This is a genomic window from Rhodococcus sp. BS-15 (genome assembly GCF_000813105.1).
In the GTDB taxonomy this organism is placed as follows: domain Bacteria; phylum Actinomycetota; class Actinomycetes; order Mycobacteriales; family Mycobacteriaceae; genus Rhodococcoides.
Genome location: NZ_BAOX01000097.1, coordinates 1 through 15,328 on the forward strand (window position 1 = coordinate 1; position 15,328 = coordinate 15,328).

A 15,328-nucleotide genomic window follows, 5' to 3' on the forward strand; every position below is an offset into this window, starting at 1 on the left:
CCGCCCTTGGGTCCTTCGTAGCGGATGACCACGACGTCGCCTGCTGCGATGGTGCCGTCTTCGAGGGCATCCATGGCCGCGCGTTCACGCTCGAAAACTCGTGCGGTGCCGACGAAGACGTCGGAGTCGAAGCCTGCGGACTTGACGACGGCTCCGCCGGGGGCAAGTGAGCCTTCGAGGATGGTGATGCCGCCCGTCGGGTGGATCGGCTTGTCGAGTGCGCGCAGAACCTTGCCGTCGGGGTCCGGGGGTGCGATGTGAGCGAGGTTCTCCGCCACGGTCTTTCCGGTGACCGTCATGCAGTCGCCGTGCATCAGGCCGGCGTCGAGCAGAGCCTTCATCACCACGGGCACTCCGCCGATGGCGTCGACGTCGGTCATGACGTGCTTGCCGAACGGCTTGACGTCCGCCAGGTGCGGAACTTTCGCGCCGACGCGGGTGAAGTCGGCGAGGGTCAGGTCCACCTGCGCCTCGTGTGCGATGGCGAGCAGGTGCAGCACCGCGTTGGTCGAGCCGCCGAAGGCCATGACGACGGCGATGGCGTTCTCGAACGCTTCTTTGGTGAGGATGTCGCTGGTGCGGATGCCGCGTCGCAGAAGATCGACGACGGCCTCGCCGCTGGCGTGGGCGAATCCGTCGCGTCGGCGATCGGGAGCGGGGGGAGATGCGCTGCCGGGCAACGACATTCCCATCGCTTCGGCGGCGCTGGCCATCGTGTTGGCGGTGTACATCCCGCCGCAGGCACCTTCGCCTGGGCAGATGGCGCGTTCGATGGTGTCGACGTCGGCGCGTGACATCAGTCCGCGCGAACAGGCGCCGACGGCCTCGAAGGCGTCGATGATCGTCACCTGGTGCTCGCTGCCGTCGGACAGGGTCGCGAACCCGGGCAACGTGGAGCCGGCGTAGAGGAAAACACTCGCCAGGTCCAGACGCGCTGCGGCCATGAGCATTCCGGGCAGCGACTTGTCGCAACCGGCGAGCAGGACGGAACCGTCGAGACGCTCTGCGCTGATGACGGTTTCGACGCTGTCGGCGATCACCTCACGGGAGACCAACGAGAAGTGCATGCCCTCGTGACCCATCGAGATACCGTCGGACACCGAAATGGTGCCGAATTCCAGCGGGTAGCCGCCGGCGGCGTGGACGCCCTTCTTGACGGCCTTCGCCAGACGCTCCAGGGAGAGGTTGCACGGGGTGATCTCGTTCCACGACGACGCGACGCCGATCTGGGATTTGCCCCAGTCTTCGTCGCCCATCCCGACGGCGCGGAGCATGCCGCGCGCTGCCGTTTTCTCCAGTCCGTCGGTGACGTCGCGACTGCGCGGTTTGACGTCTATGTCTTCGTGGGGATTCTGCGGGGTCGTCATGACTCTCCTGAGCGGTCGGCGGACGTGGATCCTCGGTCGCGTTCTCAGGTTCCGCTCCTGAGTCGCATTCACCGTCAACACTAAACCTGTGGTTGCGGGCCTCGATCGGCATGCACCCAAAGCGTCCGTCTCAAGTGCCCTCCATCGAGTGACGAATGGCCCTGTCGAGCACTACGAGCTCGGGGCGAGAGTGGGTGGAGTCACCGCATCGCGGTGGGAGTCCGAGGAGAGACGATGAACGATCAGCCGGATACGGCCGTGGTGGAGATGCTGGTGGAGCTCGCGTGTCGCGCTCCGTCGGTGCACAACAGTCAGCCGTGGAGGTGGATCTACTCCGAGCATGTACTCGATCTGTACACCGACAGCTCGCGCGTGCTCGGGGCGATAGACCCGACCGAGCGACAGATGGTGATGAGCTGCGGGGCTGCCTTGGACCACCTGCAGAAGGCCGCGGCAGCCAACAGGTGGACGGCAGAGATCGACCTGTTGCCGACCCCGGGTGCACCGGATCATCTCGCGCGTGTTCGTTTCGTGCACGACGCGCATCCCCGGTCGCACGAATTCGACCTGCTGACCGCGATCAATCGGCGGTACTCGGATCGGAGAGCGTTCGGGCCGGTGCCGAGCAATCGCGTTCTGACGCGATATCTGGGTCAGGAGCGCTACGGCACCGAGATGACCGTCCTGTCGACCGAGTCGAAAGAGACGTTGGCTAAGGCATCGACACTGAGCGCGAGCGTACGAAAGTACGACGCGACGTATCAGGCGGAGATCAGATGGTGGGCCGGGCACGCGTTCCGATCGGGAGGAATTCCGCCCGAGGCTCTGACGAACCGCGCGGATGCATCGAGGGTGCAGGTGGGGCGAGTGTTCCCCGAGCCGCACCGGGTCGCCGCGACCGTGACACAGGAGCCGGTCGAGGACGAATCCACCGTGGTGCTGCTCGAGACGCAATCGGACGAACGCCTGGATTGGCTGCAGAGCGGTCGAGCCATGTCCTCCTTCCTCTTGGCAGCGACAGCGGACGGCTTGGCGACGTGCCCGTTGACTCACATGACGGAACAGTCGGGTAGCAGGCGCTTGGTCGAGTCTCTCGCTGCACGCAAAGGCGTGGCGCAGGTGCTGATTCGAGTCGGTAAACCGATGGTCGGGTCACCGCCACCCCGAACCCCACGACACGCGGTGGCGTCGGTGCTCTCGGCACCCGCCCGCGCAACGAACAGGAGAGGATCATGATTCTCGCAGGACACCAGAAAATCGTTGTCGGCGTAGATGGCTCGCCCACCAGTATCGACGCTGCCCGCTGGGCGGCCACCCTGGCCGAGAGGTGGATTCCCCGTTGCTGATCGCCGCGGCTGTACAGCAACCGATGTTCTACATGGGCGAGTCCGCATCGGTGGTGCCGAGGGAGGTGTGGGACGAGCAGCGGCGCGCGGCCGAACGCGTCGTCACCGACGTTGCTACCGCGGTGCTGGCCAGTCATCCGAACCTTGCCGTGACCACCTCGGTGGCGGAAGCGACCGCATGCACGATGATGGTCGGGCACTCCCGCACCGCGCGCATACTCGTCGTCGGCAACTCCGGTTCCGGCCCGATCGTGTCGGCGTTGTTCGGGAGTACGGCGCAGGAGACCTCGAACGCGGCCCTGTGTCCGGTGATCGTCTGGCGGGAGGGAGTCGGCACCGTCGACGCACCGATCCTCGTCGGTATCGACGGCAGTGCGACGAGTGAGGTGGCCGTCGAGCAGGCCTTCGATCTGGCGTCGTTGTTGGATGTGCCGATGATCGCCGCGCTTGCCTGGAGCCCGTTGTCCCAGGGGGCTGCGCTCTCCCTGCCGGGATCGCCCGACAGTGCCGAGATCGAGCGCGAGCAGCGAATGCTGCTCTCGGAATGTCTTGCCGGATGGAGCGAGAAGTATCCGGACGTCTCCGTCGAACATGTTGTGCAACAGGGTAATCCGGCGCATCTGTTGATAGACCTGTCCAAGCGTGCCGGCCTCGTGGTGGTCGGCAGTCACGGACGAGGAGTGGTTGCGAGAGCACTGTTCGGATCGACCAGCAGCAACCTCACTCGGCACGCGCGCTGCCCGGTGATGATCTGCAGGGACACGACGACGGCGGAGGCTCGACGATGACGAACGACGCACGAGCAGTGGCGGGCACCCGGCGGATGGAGACCGATTCCATCACCGTCGACAGTCCGGCATCGACAGGATCGACGGTCTTTCCGGTGACCACCGCGTCGACAGGCGGCACCGTAACCGCGGTGATGATCGCCGAATACGGACCCCTCGCCGGAACCTCCCCGGACGGACACGATCTGAGAACAGCTGTGCTCGACCGGTGGCCGGGGGTACGCGTGTTCGAGCGACGCAGCACCGGTGTGAGCGGGGCCGATCCGCGCGGCTACGAGACCTTCTACGTCGAGCTCGAATCGAGCGGATGCCGCACCGATATCGATACCGACGAAGTCACCGCCCTGTTCCACCCCTGACCGACCCGACGGCATCACCATCGAGACAGGAACACATCATGAGCAATTTCACCGACCGCGTGCTTCCCATCCTGGTGGGCATCGACGGTTCCACCGAGGCCGATGCCGCAGCGCTGTGGGCGGCCACCTACGCGGCGAAGACACATGCGTCCGTTCGGTTGATTCACGCCGTCCCCGAGGGTGATTGGTACGGATCGGCAGCGTTCGTCGACGGCGGGGCACTCGAGCGGGACCTCCGCATGATCGGGCGAAAGCATCTCACCCGTGCGGCCGGAGCGATGCACGACGTTGCACCCGAGGTGTCCGTCGACATCGTCACCGTCGACGGCACGATCGCGTCGTACCTGTCGAATGCCGACGCCGAATTGATCGTGCTGGGATCGAGGAAGTCGAGTGCACTACGAGACCTGACCCTGGGAAGCAACACTCTCCGAGTTGTCACGCACGCCCCTTGCCCCGTGCTGCTCGTCCGTAGCGGTGGCGAGAGCGTCGATCCCGCCAGGCCCATCGTGGTGGGCGTCGATGGAAGTGAGCAGTCGGATCGAGCGTTGAGTGCAGCGCTCGAGTTCGCGCACACCGTCGGTGCACCGGTGGTCGCCGCGAACTATTGGGGATTCGCCGCACAGCCGGGGCTGGGAACGGGATTCGAGGGCGTCGACTGGGTGGGTATTCGCGCTCACGAAAAGCATTGGCTCGACACGCATGTGGAGAAAATGCACGAGAAGTACCTTGATGTTGCGCTGAGCACTGTGAGCGCGCAGTCGAGCCCGACGCGAGGCTTGCGGGCGATGTCGGCGTCGGCGTCGATGCTCGTGGTGGGTTCTCGAGGTCGAGGTGCTCTGCGTGGAACGATTCTGGGATCGGTCAGTCAGAATCTCGTCCACCACGCCGACTGCTCGGTGCTGATCGTGCGGTGAGTCACGCGCTCCGACGCGAGGCAGGTGGTGGTGAGCCGATGTCGCAGTGCGGTGGGCAGTTCGACGCGTCCTCGCCGGTGCCGCGGATCAGTGCTGCCGCGATGGCTGCACCGATCACCAGCAGTCCGGCGCACATCAGCATCGCGGTGTGGAAGCCGTCCGAGAACACTTCCGGCGCAGCGTAATCGGACCCTGTGATACCGGCGAGCGCAGGCAGCGCGGCCACGGCGAGCAGTTGACTGGTGCGGGCCACGGCGTTGTTGACACCCGAGGCGATTCCGGCGCGATCGGTGGACACCGCGCCCAGAACCGCTCCGGTCAGCGGGGCCACCAGAGTGGACAATCCGAGCCCGAAGACGAGAACCGCGGGCAGAACGTCTGTGGCATAGGTGGATCCGGGCCCGATGCGCAACATCAGCAACAGCCCCAGTGCCGAGAGCAGCGGCCCGACGGTCATCGGAACACGAGGTCCGATGCGTCCGGCGATTCGCCCCGCGCGGGCGGACAGGACGAGCATGAGAGCGGTGATCGGCAGCGTGGCGACCCCGGCCGCGATGGGTGAGTAGCCCACGGCGAACTGCAACTGCAACACCAGAAGGAAGAACACGCCGCCCAGGGCCGCGTACACGGCGAAGGTGACGAGGTTGGCTGCCAGGAACACTCGTGAGACGAACAGCGACGGCGGAACCAGTGGATCGTGCGAGCGACGCTCGATCACCACGAACACCCCGGCCGCGACGACACCCAGCGCGAGGGCCAGGGTGTGTGACTCGATCAGACCGTACGTGAGTAGACCCAGCGCCGCCGCTACGGTCACCGCGCCCGGCACGTCGAGTCGGCCGGACGCGTGCGGATCTCGGCTCTCCGGAACGTGTTTCGCCGCCAACCAGACGACCACGACGGCGAGTGGAATGTTGATCAGGAACACCGAACGCCACCCGACGGCGTCGACCAACCAGCCTCCGAGCAACGGACCGACCGCCGACGCGACGCCGCCCAGCCCCGACCACAGACCGATCGCGGCTCCTCGATCCTCTGCCTTGATGGAGGCCGAGATCAGCGCGAGAGAACCCGGCGTCAGTAATGCCGCACCGACCCCCTGAAGGAGCCGCGCCGCGATCAGCACCTCGATACTGGGGGCGAGCCCGCACAGCACCGATGCGGCTGCGAACCAGACGGTGCCCCAGACGAACACCCGCCTGCGTCCCAGCCGGTCACCGAGGGAGCCGCCCAGCAGAATCAGCGAGGCCAGCGTCAAGGTGTAACCGCTCAGCGTCCACTGCAGACCGGTGACGCCCGAACCGAGATCGCGACCGATGGCCGGCAGCGCAATATTGACCACGGTGGCGTCGAGCATCGCCAGAGCCGAACCGAGCACCGTGGCTGCGACGATCCAACGGCCCCTCGGGCTCGAGAGTGCGATGCCCTCAGCGGTCACAAACGTTCGACGCAGACGACGAAGTTGCGTGAGTCCTTCTCGAATCCGTACAGCGCCGGGTCGGGGCAGTCGTCGACGGACGAGGTGCCCTGCAGGATGGTCACGACGCGGCGGGTGTCGGCACCGGGGGTGGCGCAGTCGATCCGCTGCGCGAATTCACCGACGAGGTCCATGCATCCGCCGACCTGCCAGTCGATGTCGAGGCACAGGGCTCCCTGTTCGATGTCGAAGTAGGTCTCGTAGTAGTACTGATCGGCGTCCTCGGGGCACTCGGCCGAGGTGGGTGTCTTGGCGAAGACGACGTAGTTGGACTGCGGAGATCCGCAGGTCGCGTTGGCGATGGCCGCCTCGTCGACGGTGCCGCCCAGGGTGACGCACTCGCCGATCTCCACGTCGATGTCTACACTGCCGCCGTCGTCGATGTCGTTGGTCGGTGGGGCGGTGGGAGGGTTGGTGGTCGTGGTGGCGGGAATGGTGGCACCGGAGATCGCGACGGCGGTACCGGACACCTCCGAGGCGCACCCGCCGAGTATCAGGCTGCGCACGACGACAGCGCGAGAACGAGAGCGCGGACCGAACGGTTGGATGACGCCATGGTGAGTCCTGCCCTCGTAGGTTCGAGCGTGCCGTGTCCATCGACCGCGCTCGTGTAGAAAATATCGGACTCGCTTGTCGGCTGCATGAGGCAGGATGAACTGCGTGGATCTTCCTCTTGCCGTGCCGGTCGCGCCGATGCTCGCCAAAGCCGCAAAAGTGGTGCCCGCCCAGCCCGAGGACGGGCCCGCGGTGTGGTCGTACGAGCCGAAATGGGACGGGTTCCGCGCCATCGTCTTCCGTGACGGAGACGAGGTGGTGCTCGGGTCACGCGGCGGCAAGGACCTGGCCCGCTATTTCCCGGAGTTGGTCGAGGCGATCAAGGCCGAGCTGCCCGAGAAGATCGTCGTCGACGGCGAGATCGTCGTACCCCGCGAGAAGGGCGGTTCCACTCGCCTCGACTGGGAGTCACTGTCCGAACGGATTCATCCCGCAGCGAGTCGGGTGACGATGCTCGCGGAGAAGACGCCGGCGCAGTTCATCGGCTTCGATCTGTTGGCCGTCGGCGACGAGGACCTGACGGGGGAGCCGTTCTCGACTCGGCGCGCGAGACTGCTCGACGTGGTCGGTCCGCACCCGAGGAGTTGTTTCGTCACCTCGGCGACCGAGGATGCGGCGGTGGCCGAGGACTGGTTCGAGCGTTTCGAGGGTGCCGGGCTGGACGGTGTGGTGGCCAAGAAGCTCGATGGCCCTATCTGCCGAACAAGCGCGAGATGATCAAGATCAAGCATGCGCGTACCGCCGACTGCGTGTTGATCGGCTATCGAATCCACAAGTCCGGCAACGGTATCGGATCTCTGCTGCTCGGACTGTACGACGGTGATGACCTGCGGATGATCGGCGGTGCGTCGGCGTTCACCGACAAGCGCCGGTTGGAACTGCTCGAAGAACTCGAACCGCTCCGACTCGGCGACGACGTCACGTACGACGGTGAAGCGACCCGTTGGAATTCGTCGAACGACCGCAACTGGATCCCGGTGCGTATCGAGCGGGTCATCGAGGTGGCCTACGATCAGATGGAAGGGGCACGGCTGCGGCACGTGGCGCGCTTCCTGCGGTGGCGACCCGATCGTGATCCGCGCTCGTGCGCTTACGACCAACTCGAGGTTCCGGTGCGCTACGACGTTGCCGACGTCATTGCCGGGGGACGATAGCCATGGCCGCGAAAACACCACCGGCGTTTGTGCAGGCCGGCGAACGTGAAGTACGGGTGTCGAGCCCCGATCGCGTGATCTACGAGGCGACCGAACACACTCCGGAGATCACCAAACTGCAGGTGTGCAAGTACTTCGCAGCCGTCGGGGGGCCACTGATGCGGGCGATCGGAGACCGCCCCACCGCGATGGAACGATGGCCCGACGGCTATCGCGACGGCATGAGATTGGCGCTCGGCCCCCAGGACAAGGAGGGTGACGGTTTCTATCAGAAGCGGTTGCCCAAGGGTGCGCCCGAGTGGATCGAGACGGTGAAGATCGCGTTCCCCAGCAAGCGCACCGCCGAGGAGCTGTGCCCGTCGGAACCGGCTGCGCTGGTGTGGGCGGCTCAGATGGGCACGCTGACATTTCACCCGTGGCCGGTGCGACGACCGGACGTCGACCATCCCGACGAGCTGCGGCTCGATCTCGATCCTCAGCCGGGCACCACGTTCGCGGACGCCCTGCGAGTGGCCGACGTGGCCCGAGAGCTGTTGGAAGAGTTGGGCTTACGCGGCTACCCGAAAACCAGCGGTAATCGGGGCATCCACATCTACGTCCGCATCGAGCCGCAGTACACCTTCGAACAGGTGCGGCACGCGGCCATCGGTCTGGGCCGAGAACTCGAACGCCGCGACGACGGGGTGACCACCAACTGGTGGAAAGAGGAACGCGGAGAACGCATCTTCATCGACTACAACCAGAACAACCGTGACCGAACCATCGCCAGCGCGTGGAGTCTGCGAGCTCGACCGGGCGCGACGGTGAGCACCCCGATGGCGTGGTCACAGTTGGCCGACGTCACCGACCCGCGTGAATACAACCTCGTCACGGTGCCGGAGCTGATTCGGGACGGAGACCCGTGGGCCGATATGGACGAGCAGGCCTACTCCCTCGAACCCCTTCTGCAGTTGTGGGAAACACTGCCCGGTGGGGAGCTGAACTTCCCGCCGGATTACCCCAAGATGCCCGGCGAACCGCCACGAGTGCAGCCCTCGAAAAAGGTTGCCGAGCACTGGGATGCGGAGGGTAATCGTACGGACAGCTGATCCTCGAGCGGGTCGATCACGCTGTGCCCACGTGTCGTTTGGCTTCTCGGTCGGCTTTGATGCCGCTCAGTGTCAGGATGACGGCTCCGCCGAGCGCCAGTGCCACCGAGAGCGTCAGCATCGCCGTGGCGGGGACGGAACCCAGAGCGAGTAGCCCCGCGATCAGTGCCGACGAGGCAAGGCAGTGGGTGGCACCCGCCATCATGTAGGGATATGGGGCTCGATGGCCGGCGACCCAGGCTTCCTTGCTGGACTTGGTTGCCCGTGTCTTGATGCCGATCAGCGAATTCGGTTCCTGATCAGGCCCTTTGGTCACCAGCGCTGTGGCGAATACCGTCAGCGACAACACGAACAGTGTCAGCGCGATCGCTCCCGTTACCGCGCGCGCGGATTCTGCGTCCACATTCGATCCCCTCTACCTCGGTCGCTATAGCCTCGCTGCAGCATACCGTCCGGTCGGCTTCAGTGGTGTGTGGATTCTTCCAGCGTCGAGACGGTGAACGACGGCGCACGTGCCCTGTCGCCGGGCAAGGATGCACACTACGGTGCCGAATCGACGGGATCCCGTCGACGCAGACGCGTTCCGTGCATCCTTGCCCACGATCACCTTATTTCGAGCGCCCGGATCAACGTTGCTGCATCGTATGGTCCGATGTGTCGGGTCAGGTTCTTGTCGCCGCGTCCCAGGTAGAACGTCGGGGTGCCGTCGACGTCCGAGGACGAGGCGTCGAGTTCGTCGTCCTCGACGCGAACGACGTGATCGCCGGTGCGGATGTCGTCCTCGAATTTGTCCATGTCGAGGCCGAGTTCGCGTGCGTAGCCGTCGATGTCGTCGGGTTCGAGAGCATCACTGTTGCGGAACAACACGTCGGCCATCTCCCAGAACTTGCCCTGCGCTGCGGCGGCCTCACTGGCGTACGCGGCGTAGCGGGCGTGCGGGTGATAGTCGTCGAGCGGCAGGTGCCGGTAGACGTAGCGCAGGTCGTCGCCGAAGTGTTTGCGTACCTCGGCGACGCTGCCGGTTGCCTTGCTGCAGAACGGGCACTCGAAGTCCGCGTACTCCACGATGGTCAGTGGTGCATCCACCGGACCGCGGATGTGATCACGCTTGGCACTGACAGGGCGCAGAATGCGCAGAGATGCTTCGGCTTTCGGCGGGTGGACCTTCTCGTCGATGCGGAACAGGATCCAGCCCAGCACCGCCGCGATGACCGAGGCCGCCAACACACCGACGCGTGCCTCGTCGGCCAGCAGTTCGTCGTCGAGGGCGAGGTCGATGATGAACAGCGAGATCGTGAACCCGATTCCGGACATCGCCGCACCGCCCGCGATGTGCGACAGTGTCAGTCCCGGAGCCAGGGACGACGGTCGCAGTTTCGCGAACACGGCGGAGGCAGCGGTGATTCCGACGAGCTTGCCGAGGACGAGACCAGCGATGATGCCCCAGGTGAGTGTCGAGGTCGACGCAGCTTCGAGCGTGTCCGAGCTCAGCACCACGCCGGCGTTGGCCAGCGCGAAGATCGGCACGATGATGAACGCTGTGTAGGGCTGATAGAGCCGCATGAGACGTTCGTTGACCGACACCGCGCGATCGAGTCCGAGGCGGGCCGCGCGGGCGTATTCGGGATTGGGCGACTGCCGGAACGCGCGGGTCAGGTCCGACGCGCGTTCCACCTCGGTGCGTCGCGGCGGGTAGACCGGAAGGATCAGCGCGATCATCACTCCCGCAAGAGTGGGGTGCACTCCGGACTCGTACATCGCAACCCACGTGAACAGTGCGACGACGAAGTACCCGACGCCGCGCCACACCTCGAGCCTCCGCAGCAGGAAGATCAGTCCGAGCCCGGCGAACGCCAGAATCAGCGGCACCACGTCGAGATCGTCGGTGTAGAAGAACGCGATGATCGCCAGTGCGCCCACATCGTCCGCGACAGCGAGAGTGAGCAGGAAGATGCGCAGCCGCGCAGCCTTCTTGGGTCCGAGGACGGCAAGTGCCCCGAGCAGGAACGCGGTGTCGGTGGAAATCACGACGCCCCACGCCTGAGCCGCGGGTCCGGACGGATTGAAGGCGAGGAACAGCAATGCAGGCGCGGCCAGGCCGGCAACGGCAGCGACGATCGGTATCGCGGCACGGGATCGGTCGGTGAGCTCACCCATCGCGAACTCACGCTTGACCTCGAGCCCGACGACGAAGAAGAACAACGCCATGAGCCCGTCGTTGACCCAGTGGGCGAGGTCGAGGGAGATGCCGTGTTCGCCGATGGTGACCGACAGCTCGGTGTGCCAGAACGACTGATAGGTCTCGCCGAAGGGCGAGTTGGCCCAGATCAGGGCGATCAGTGTCGCCGCGAGCAGAAAGCCCGCCGCCAGAGTCTCGCTGTTTCTCTCGCCGCGAGCCCGCGAGATCCGTTCGACGAACCGTGCCATGGGCCGATTCGTCGGCGTGATCCGATCTGCCATCTGCCGCCCGCGCCTCTCGGAGAGTGTTGTGAAGCAGTCTGTACCAACGCGAGTGTCGCCGGTTTGCTTCCATGCAGGTGGGAGCTCGGAGAGTAACGTTATTGCGCTGTCGAATCCGGCGCACGACGAGAGATGTGCACGACATATTCGGGATTCGGCATTAGTCAGCCAATAAACGGGAATACGAGTCCGACTCACCCCTGCCACGAAGGAACATCCATGCGTGATTTCATCTGCCGCAAATGCGGACAGAAGCTGTCGTTCGAGAACTCACTGTGTCTGAGCTGCTCGAGCGCACTCGGCTTCCATCTGCCGAGCAGAGCCCTGCTGGTGCTCCCCGACAAGGCCGACGACGGTGTCGCCGAGGCAGAGGTGGACGGGGCCACGTGGAAGATGTGCGCCAACCTCAACACTGCGCGCTGCAACTGGCTCGTCGACGCCGCCGACTCCGACGATCTCTGCGTGTCCTGCCGGCTCACCCGCACTCGCCCCGCCGACGACGACGTCGACGCGATGGCCGCGTACGCCGACGCCGAGACCAACAAGCGTCGCGTCGTACTCGAACTGACCGAACTGGGACTGCCCATCGTGGGCCGGGACGAGGACACCGCGACCGGCCTGGTGTTCGATCTGCTCTCGAGCGCCGAACAGCAGGTGATGACCGGCCACGACAACGGCCTGATCACCCTCGACCTCGCCGAGGGCGACGACGTGCACCGCGAACAGCTGCGCGTGGCGATGTCCGAGCCGTACCGCACGCTCGTCGGGCACTTCCGGCACGAGATCGGCCACTATTACCAGATGGTGCTGGTCGGAGACGGTGAGCACCGCGCGGCCTTCGAGGATCTGTTCGGGGATCCCGATTCGAGCTACCAGGACGCCCTCGATCGTCACTACAGCGAAGGTGCGCCCGAGGGCTGGGAGGACAACTACGTCTCGTCCTACGCCACCATGCACCCCGCCGAGGACTGGGCCGAGACGTTCGCGCACTACCTCCACATCCGCGACACCCTCGACACGGCCGCGGCGTTCGGTATGGCACCGGCCGGTTCGACGCTGGAGAGCCCGCTGCCGGGTGACGTCGGCTTCGATCAGATCGTCGACTGGTGGTTGCCGCTGTCGTGGGCGCTGAACCAGATCAACCGATCGATGGGACACCAGGACCTCTACCCGTTCGTGCTGCCGCCGACCGTCGTGAAGAAAATCGGGTACGTGCACTCGCTGATCGCACCCAGCACTCTCTGACGTCCCGCTAACGGTCGTTGAGCTTTGTGATCAGGGGCGTATCCTGTGTTGTCGGCATATCGCCGATGCCGGGATGCGCCCCTGTGCAGTATCAGGACGCGTGCAGCAGCAGGACGAGGTGACGACCATCAGCGAGCAGACCATGGATTCGACGACGGGCACTCGCCCGTCGGTCACCGATTTCGAGCTGAGTCGACGGCTGGCCGAGGTTGCCGAGAAGCTGCGTCGTCAGCATTCCGATCCCGATCGGGTTCTGGCCGTCATCACCGAGTCCGCGGTGGCCAATGTGCCGTCGGCAGAGTTCGCGTCCATCACCACCGTGCTGCAGGGCAAGTTCGTCCACAGCGCGGCGCTGTCGGGAGAACCCGCAGGCCACTGCGACAAGATTCAGGAGCAGCTGGGCGAGGGCCCCTGCCTCGAATCGGCGATCGAACAGACCACCATCAGGATCGACGACATGGACAGCGACACCCGCTGGCCACTGTTTGCAGACGCCGCGTCCGCGCTCGGGGTCAAGAGCATGATCTGCTTCCAGCTCTATGTCGAAGGCGTCAACTTCGGCGCGTTGAACCTGCACTCCACCCGAAAGAACGCCTTCTCAGTCGAGGCAGAGTCGATCGGCTCGCTGTTCGCTGCGCACGCGGCCATTGCGTTCTCCACCGCACGCGAGGAGCAGCAGATCCGGGCCGCGTTGACGAGCCGAGATCTGATCGGTCAGGCCAAGGGCATGTTGATGGAGCGTTACAACCTGAATTCGCAAGCGGCATTTGCATTGCTGGCCAAGCTGTCTCAGGACACCAACGTCAAACTCGCCGACCTCGCGGAAAAGCTGGTCATCGACGCGGCGAAGTCCACCGACTGAGCCCCGTCTCCAGAGGTCGAGCGCAGTCAGCGCACGTCGAGGCCGTCGGTACTCGCGACCGACACCGCCGGAGCGTCCGAGGCGACGAAGACCTCGATCCGGACGTCCTCGTCCAGGTAGCGACTCAGTAGCGCCAATCCCGTTGTAGCGGCGATGATCTCGTGTACGCGGTCACCCGAGATCGGATAGTCGTCCACGTCGTGACGCCAGTGCGCCGCCACCAGAGTGCCGCCGGCCTCCAGACGCTCGACGACGCGGGTCGCCGCCGCCGTCAGGTCGTCGGCGTCGAGGTAGTACCCGACCTCGCTGATGACGATGAGATCGAACATCGCCTCGGGTGTGGGCAGCGTAGACCAGTCGTCGGACAACGACCACAGCGCGAATTCGACTGCAGCAGTGTCACCGACGCGCCTGCGTGCGGAATCGAGGGCGCTGTCCACCACGTCGGTGGACACCACGTGATCGCACCGGGTCGCCAGCTGTTCGGTGAGCACCCCGATGGAGCAGCCGGGTTCGAGCGCGCGCCGATAATGCGGCTTCGGTAGCGACGCCAGGGTCAGAGCATATTTACGACGCTCGTACCACTTGCTGTCGAGCATGAACGGATCGTCCTTGACCGCATACACGGTACGGAAGTACTCGGCACCCAGGCTTGTTCGAGAACCCTGACTCGTTCGAGAACCCTGGCTCACGCGAACACCACCTCGAACGGTCGCCGGTAGCGCGCCAATATGTGCGGCGGCAACACCGCTCGGTCCGCGGGATGATCGGACAGTGGACGGATCTGGGAATCGAACTGCTCGATCGACGCTCGCTTCGCGTCGAGGGTGTGCGGCGGCAGATCGATACGACGCCCGCGCGTCCACGGCACAGCAGGATGACTCGGAGTTGCCCAGTGCCACATCCAGATCGGATACTCCACTACGGGAATCCCGACGGCGTCCGCCGCGGTGAGACAGGCACGCGCAGTGGCTTCGTGGTCGGGATGTCCGTCGCCACGCCACGGAGCCAGGCACCAGGTGCCCGGGGCGGCGTCGAGCAGCGGTATCAGTGCGTCGGCCACTGCACCCTCGTGATTCTCGACGGCCCCGTCGGCGATCTGCAGACGCCTCGGAGAGTGGTCGATACCCAACTCGGCCAAGGCACGCTCGGATTCGACGGGGCGACGCGCACGCAGATCCTCCGCCGTGACGGTCGGGGAACCGGGATGGGAGCCGTCGCCGTCGGTCACCGCGACCACCCTCACGTCGACACCTGCCGCGGCCGCCAACGACAGCAGGCCACCGACGCCGAGTACCTCGTCGTCCGGGTGCGGTGCGACGACGACCATGGTGACGACGTCCTTCCACTGCAGACCGGGGATGGACCAGTCGGCCGACATCCAGTCCGATTCGGCGGTGCCGACATCGACTTCGGCGTCGAATGCGTTCTCTACCATGGGTTGTCCTCCTCGGCGATGTCGTGTCCGAGCGCTTCGAGATCGCGTTCGGCGTGGCTCTGCCTCAGATAGACGGTGAGATCTGCGACGCGTCGCGCGTGCTCGGCATCGCTGCACAGCGGGCCTGCACCGAGAGCGCGACCGACGCGGTCGATGCACTGAGTCGCCGCATCCTCGACCACCGCCCGCACGATGCGGGCTCGGATTCGGGCTCGACCGGAGCGGTCGAACGGATCCGCGTCCACCTCGGCTGCAGCGGTGGTCAGCGCGCT

The 15,328-nt window shown here is 65.4% G+C and carries 15 protein-coding genes and 2 pseudogenes; 9 read left to right on the forward strand and 8 right to left on the reverse strand.

Annotated elements, in window-relative coordinates:
• A partial coding sequence (locus tag RHBS_RS13170) for a dihydroxy-acid dehydratase (RefSeq protein WP_128645766.1) occupies positions 1 to 1,367 on the reverse strand: 1,367 nt, incomplete at its 3' end.
• Positions 1,368 to 1,601: 234 nt separating this feature from the next.
• Here RHBS_RS13170 and RHBS_RS13175 point away from each other — a divergent pair.
• Genes RHBS_RS13175 through RHBS_RS13195 form a run of 5 tightly spaced genes read left to right on the forward strand, consistent with a single transcriptional unit; the run spans position 1,602 to position 4,777 of the window.
• Positions 1,602 to 2,603, forward strand: coding sequence for a nitroreductase family protein (locus tag RHBS_RS13175; protein ID WP_121871382.1), 1,002 nt, complete (start codon positions 1,602 to 1,604; stop codon positions 2,601 to 2,603).
• A complete protein-coding gene (locus tag RHBS_RS32245) occupies positions 2,600 to 2,713 on the forward strand; it encodes a universal stress protein (RefSeq protein ID WP_128645767.1) in 114 nt (37 codons plus the stop codon). The genes RHBS_RS13175 and RHBS_RS32245 overlap by 4 nt, the downstream gene beginning before the upstream one ends.
• A complete protein-coding gene (locus RHBS_RS13185) occupies positions 2,707 to 3,501 on the forward strand; it encodes a universal stress protein (protein ID WP_128645768.1) in 795 nt (264 codons plus the stop codon). Before RHBS_RS32245 ends, RHBS_RS13185 begins: the two co-directional genes overlap by 7 nt.
• Positions 3,498 to 3,860, forward strand: coding sequence for a hypothetical protein (locus RHBS_RS13190; protein WP_121871380.1), 363 nt, complete (start codon positions 3,498 to 3,500; stop codon positions 3,858 to 3,860). The genes RHBS_RS13185 and RHBS_RS13190 overlap by 4 nt, the downstream gene beginning before the upstream one ends.
• Positions 3,861 to 3,898: 38 nt before the next feature.
• A complete protein-coding gene (locus RHBS_RS13195) occupies positions 3,899 to 4,777 on the forward strand; it encodes a universal stress protein (RefSeq protein WP_183130293.1) in 879 nt (292 codons plus the stop codon).
• Between the two features lies 1 nt (position 4,778).
• Here the strand turns inward: RHBS_RS13195 and RHBS_RS13200 are convergent, their stop codons facing one another.
• Both RHBS_RS13200 and RHBS_RS13205 read right to left on the reverse strand, forming a co-directional pair.
• Entirely contained in the window at positions 4,779 to 6,215 is a 1,437-nt protein-coding gene (locus RHBS_RS13200) for an MFS transporter (RefSeq protein ID WP_128645769.1), read from the reverse strand.
• Entirely contained in the window at positions 6,212 to 6,760 is a 549-nt protein-coding gene (locus tag RHBS_RS13205; protein WP_237669198.1) for a hypothetical protein, read from the reverse strand. The genes RHBS_RS13200 and RHBS_RS13205 overlap by 4 nt, the downstream gene beginning before the upstream one ends.
• A 154-nt stretch (positions 6,761 to 6,914) precedes the next feature.
• Between RHBS_RS13205 and RHBS_RS13210 the strand changes: the two are divergent.
• A pseudogene (locus tag RHBS_RS13210) lies at positions 6,915 to 7,963 on the forward strand (ATP-dependent DNA ligase).
• Between the two features lie 2 nt (positions 7,964 to 7,965).
• Positions 7,966 to 9,051 carry a DNA polymerase domain-containing protein gene (locus RHBS_RS13215; RefSeq protein ID WP_121871376.1) on the forward strand — a complete coding sequence of 362 codons (1,086 nt, stop codon included), beginning with the start codon at positions 7,966 to 7,968 and terminating at the stop codon, positions 9,049 to 9,051.
• 16 nt (positions 9,052 to 9,067) lie between these two features.
• Here RHBS_RS13215 and RHBS_RS13220 read toward each other — a convergent pair whose 3' ends face one another.
• Positions 9,068 to 9,454 (reverse strand): SdpI family protein, encoded by a 387-nt coding sequence (locus tag RHBS_RS13220; RefSeq protein WP_128645770.1) that lies wholly within the window; start codon positions 9,452 to 9,454, stop codon positions 9,068 to 9,070.
• Positions 9,455 to 9,654: 200 nt separating this feature from the next.
• Positions 9,655 to 11,478, reverse strand: coding sequence for a Na+/H+ antiporter NhaA (nhaA, locus tag RHBS_RS13225; protein WP_374700596.1), 1,824 nt, complete (start codon positions 11,476 to 11,478; stop codon positions 9,655 to 9,657).
• A 252-nt stretch (positions 11,479 to 11,730) separates the two neighbouring features.
• Here nhaA and RHBS_RS13230 point away from each other — a divergent pair, with 252 nt between their 5' ends.
• Entirely contained in the window at positions 11,731 to 12,756 is a 1,026-nt protein-coding gene (locus RHBS_RS13230; RefSeq protein WP_121871373.1) for a putative zinc-binding metallopeptidase, read from the forward strand.
• 118 nt (positions 12,757 to 12,874) lie between these two features.
• Complete coding sequence (locus tag RHBS_RS13235) at positions 12,875 to 13,618, forward strand: GAF and ANTAR domain-containing protein (RefSeq protein ID WP_121872774.1); 744 nt, start codon at positions 12,875 to 12,877, stop codon at positions 13,616 to 13,618.
• A 26-nt stretch (positions 13,619 to 13,644) separates the two neighbouring features.
• Here the strand turns inward: RHBS_RS13235 and RHBS_RS13240 are convergent, their stop codons facing one another.
• The 3 genes and pseudogenes from RHBS_RS13240 to RHBS_RS13250 all read right to left on the reverse strand — a co-directional run.
• Positions 13,645 to 14,217, reverse strand: coding sequence for an SAM-dependent methyltransferase (locus tag RHBS_RS13240; protein WP_121872773.1), 573 nt, complete (start codon positions 14,215 to 14,217; stop codon positions 13,645 to 13,647).
• A gap of 89 nt (positions 14,218 to 14,306) precedes the next feature.
• Positions 14,307 to 15,056 (reverse strand): PIG-L deacetylase family protein, encoded by a 750-nt coding sequence (locus RHBS_RS13245; RefSeq protein ID WP_121871372.1) that lies wholly within the window; start codon positions 15,054 to 15,056, stop codon positions 14,307 to 14,309.
• Positions 15,050 to 15,328: pseudogene (locus tag RHBS_RS13250) on the reverse strand (acyl-CoA dehydrogenase); the annotation flags it as partial. The gene RHBS_RS13245 and the pseudogene RHBS_RS13250, both read right to left, overlap by 7 nt.

Bases quoted from the DNA above. Each gene is read 5' to 3' on its own strand.
- RHBS_RS32245 (WP_128645767.1), top strand. From the start codon at position 2,600: ATGATTCTCGCAGGACACCAGAAAATCGTTGTCGGCGTAGATGGCTCG.
- RHBS_RS13190 (WP_121871380.1), top strand. From the start codon at position 3,498: ATGACGAACGACGCACGAGCAGTGGCGGGCACCCGGCGGATGGAGACC.
- RHBS_RS13175 (WP_121871382.1), top strand. From the start codon at position 1,602: ATGAACGATCAGCCGGATACGGCCGTGGTGGAGATGCTGGTGGAGCTC.
- RHBS_RS13215 (WP_121871376.1), top strand. From the start codon at position 7,966: ATGGCCGCGAAAACACCACCGGCGTTTGTGCAGGCCGGCGAACGTGAA.
- RHBS_RS13230 (WP_121871373.1), top strand. From the start codon at position 11,731: ATGCGTGATTTCATCTGCCGCAAATGCGGACAGAAGCTGTCGTTCGAG.
- RHBS_RS13240 (WP_121872773.1), bottom strand. From the start codon at position 14,217: ATGCTCGACAGCAAGTGGTACGAGCGTCGTAAATATGCTCTGACCCTG.
- RHBS_RS13245 (WP_121871372.1), bottom strand. From the start codon at position 15,056: ATGGTAGAGAACGCATTCGACGCCGAAGTCGATGTCGGCACCGCCGAA.
- nhaA (WP_374700596.1), bottom strand. From the start codon at position 11,478: ATGGCACGGTTCGTCGAACGGATCTCGCGGGCTCGCGGCGAGAGAAAC.
- RHBS_RS13195 (WP_183130293.1), top strand. From the start codon at position 3,899: ATGAGCAATTTCACCGACCGCGTGCTTCCCATCCTGGTGGGCATCGAC.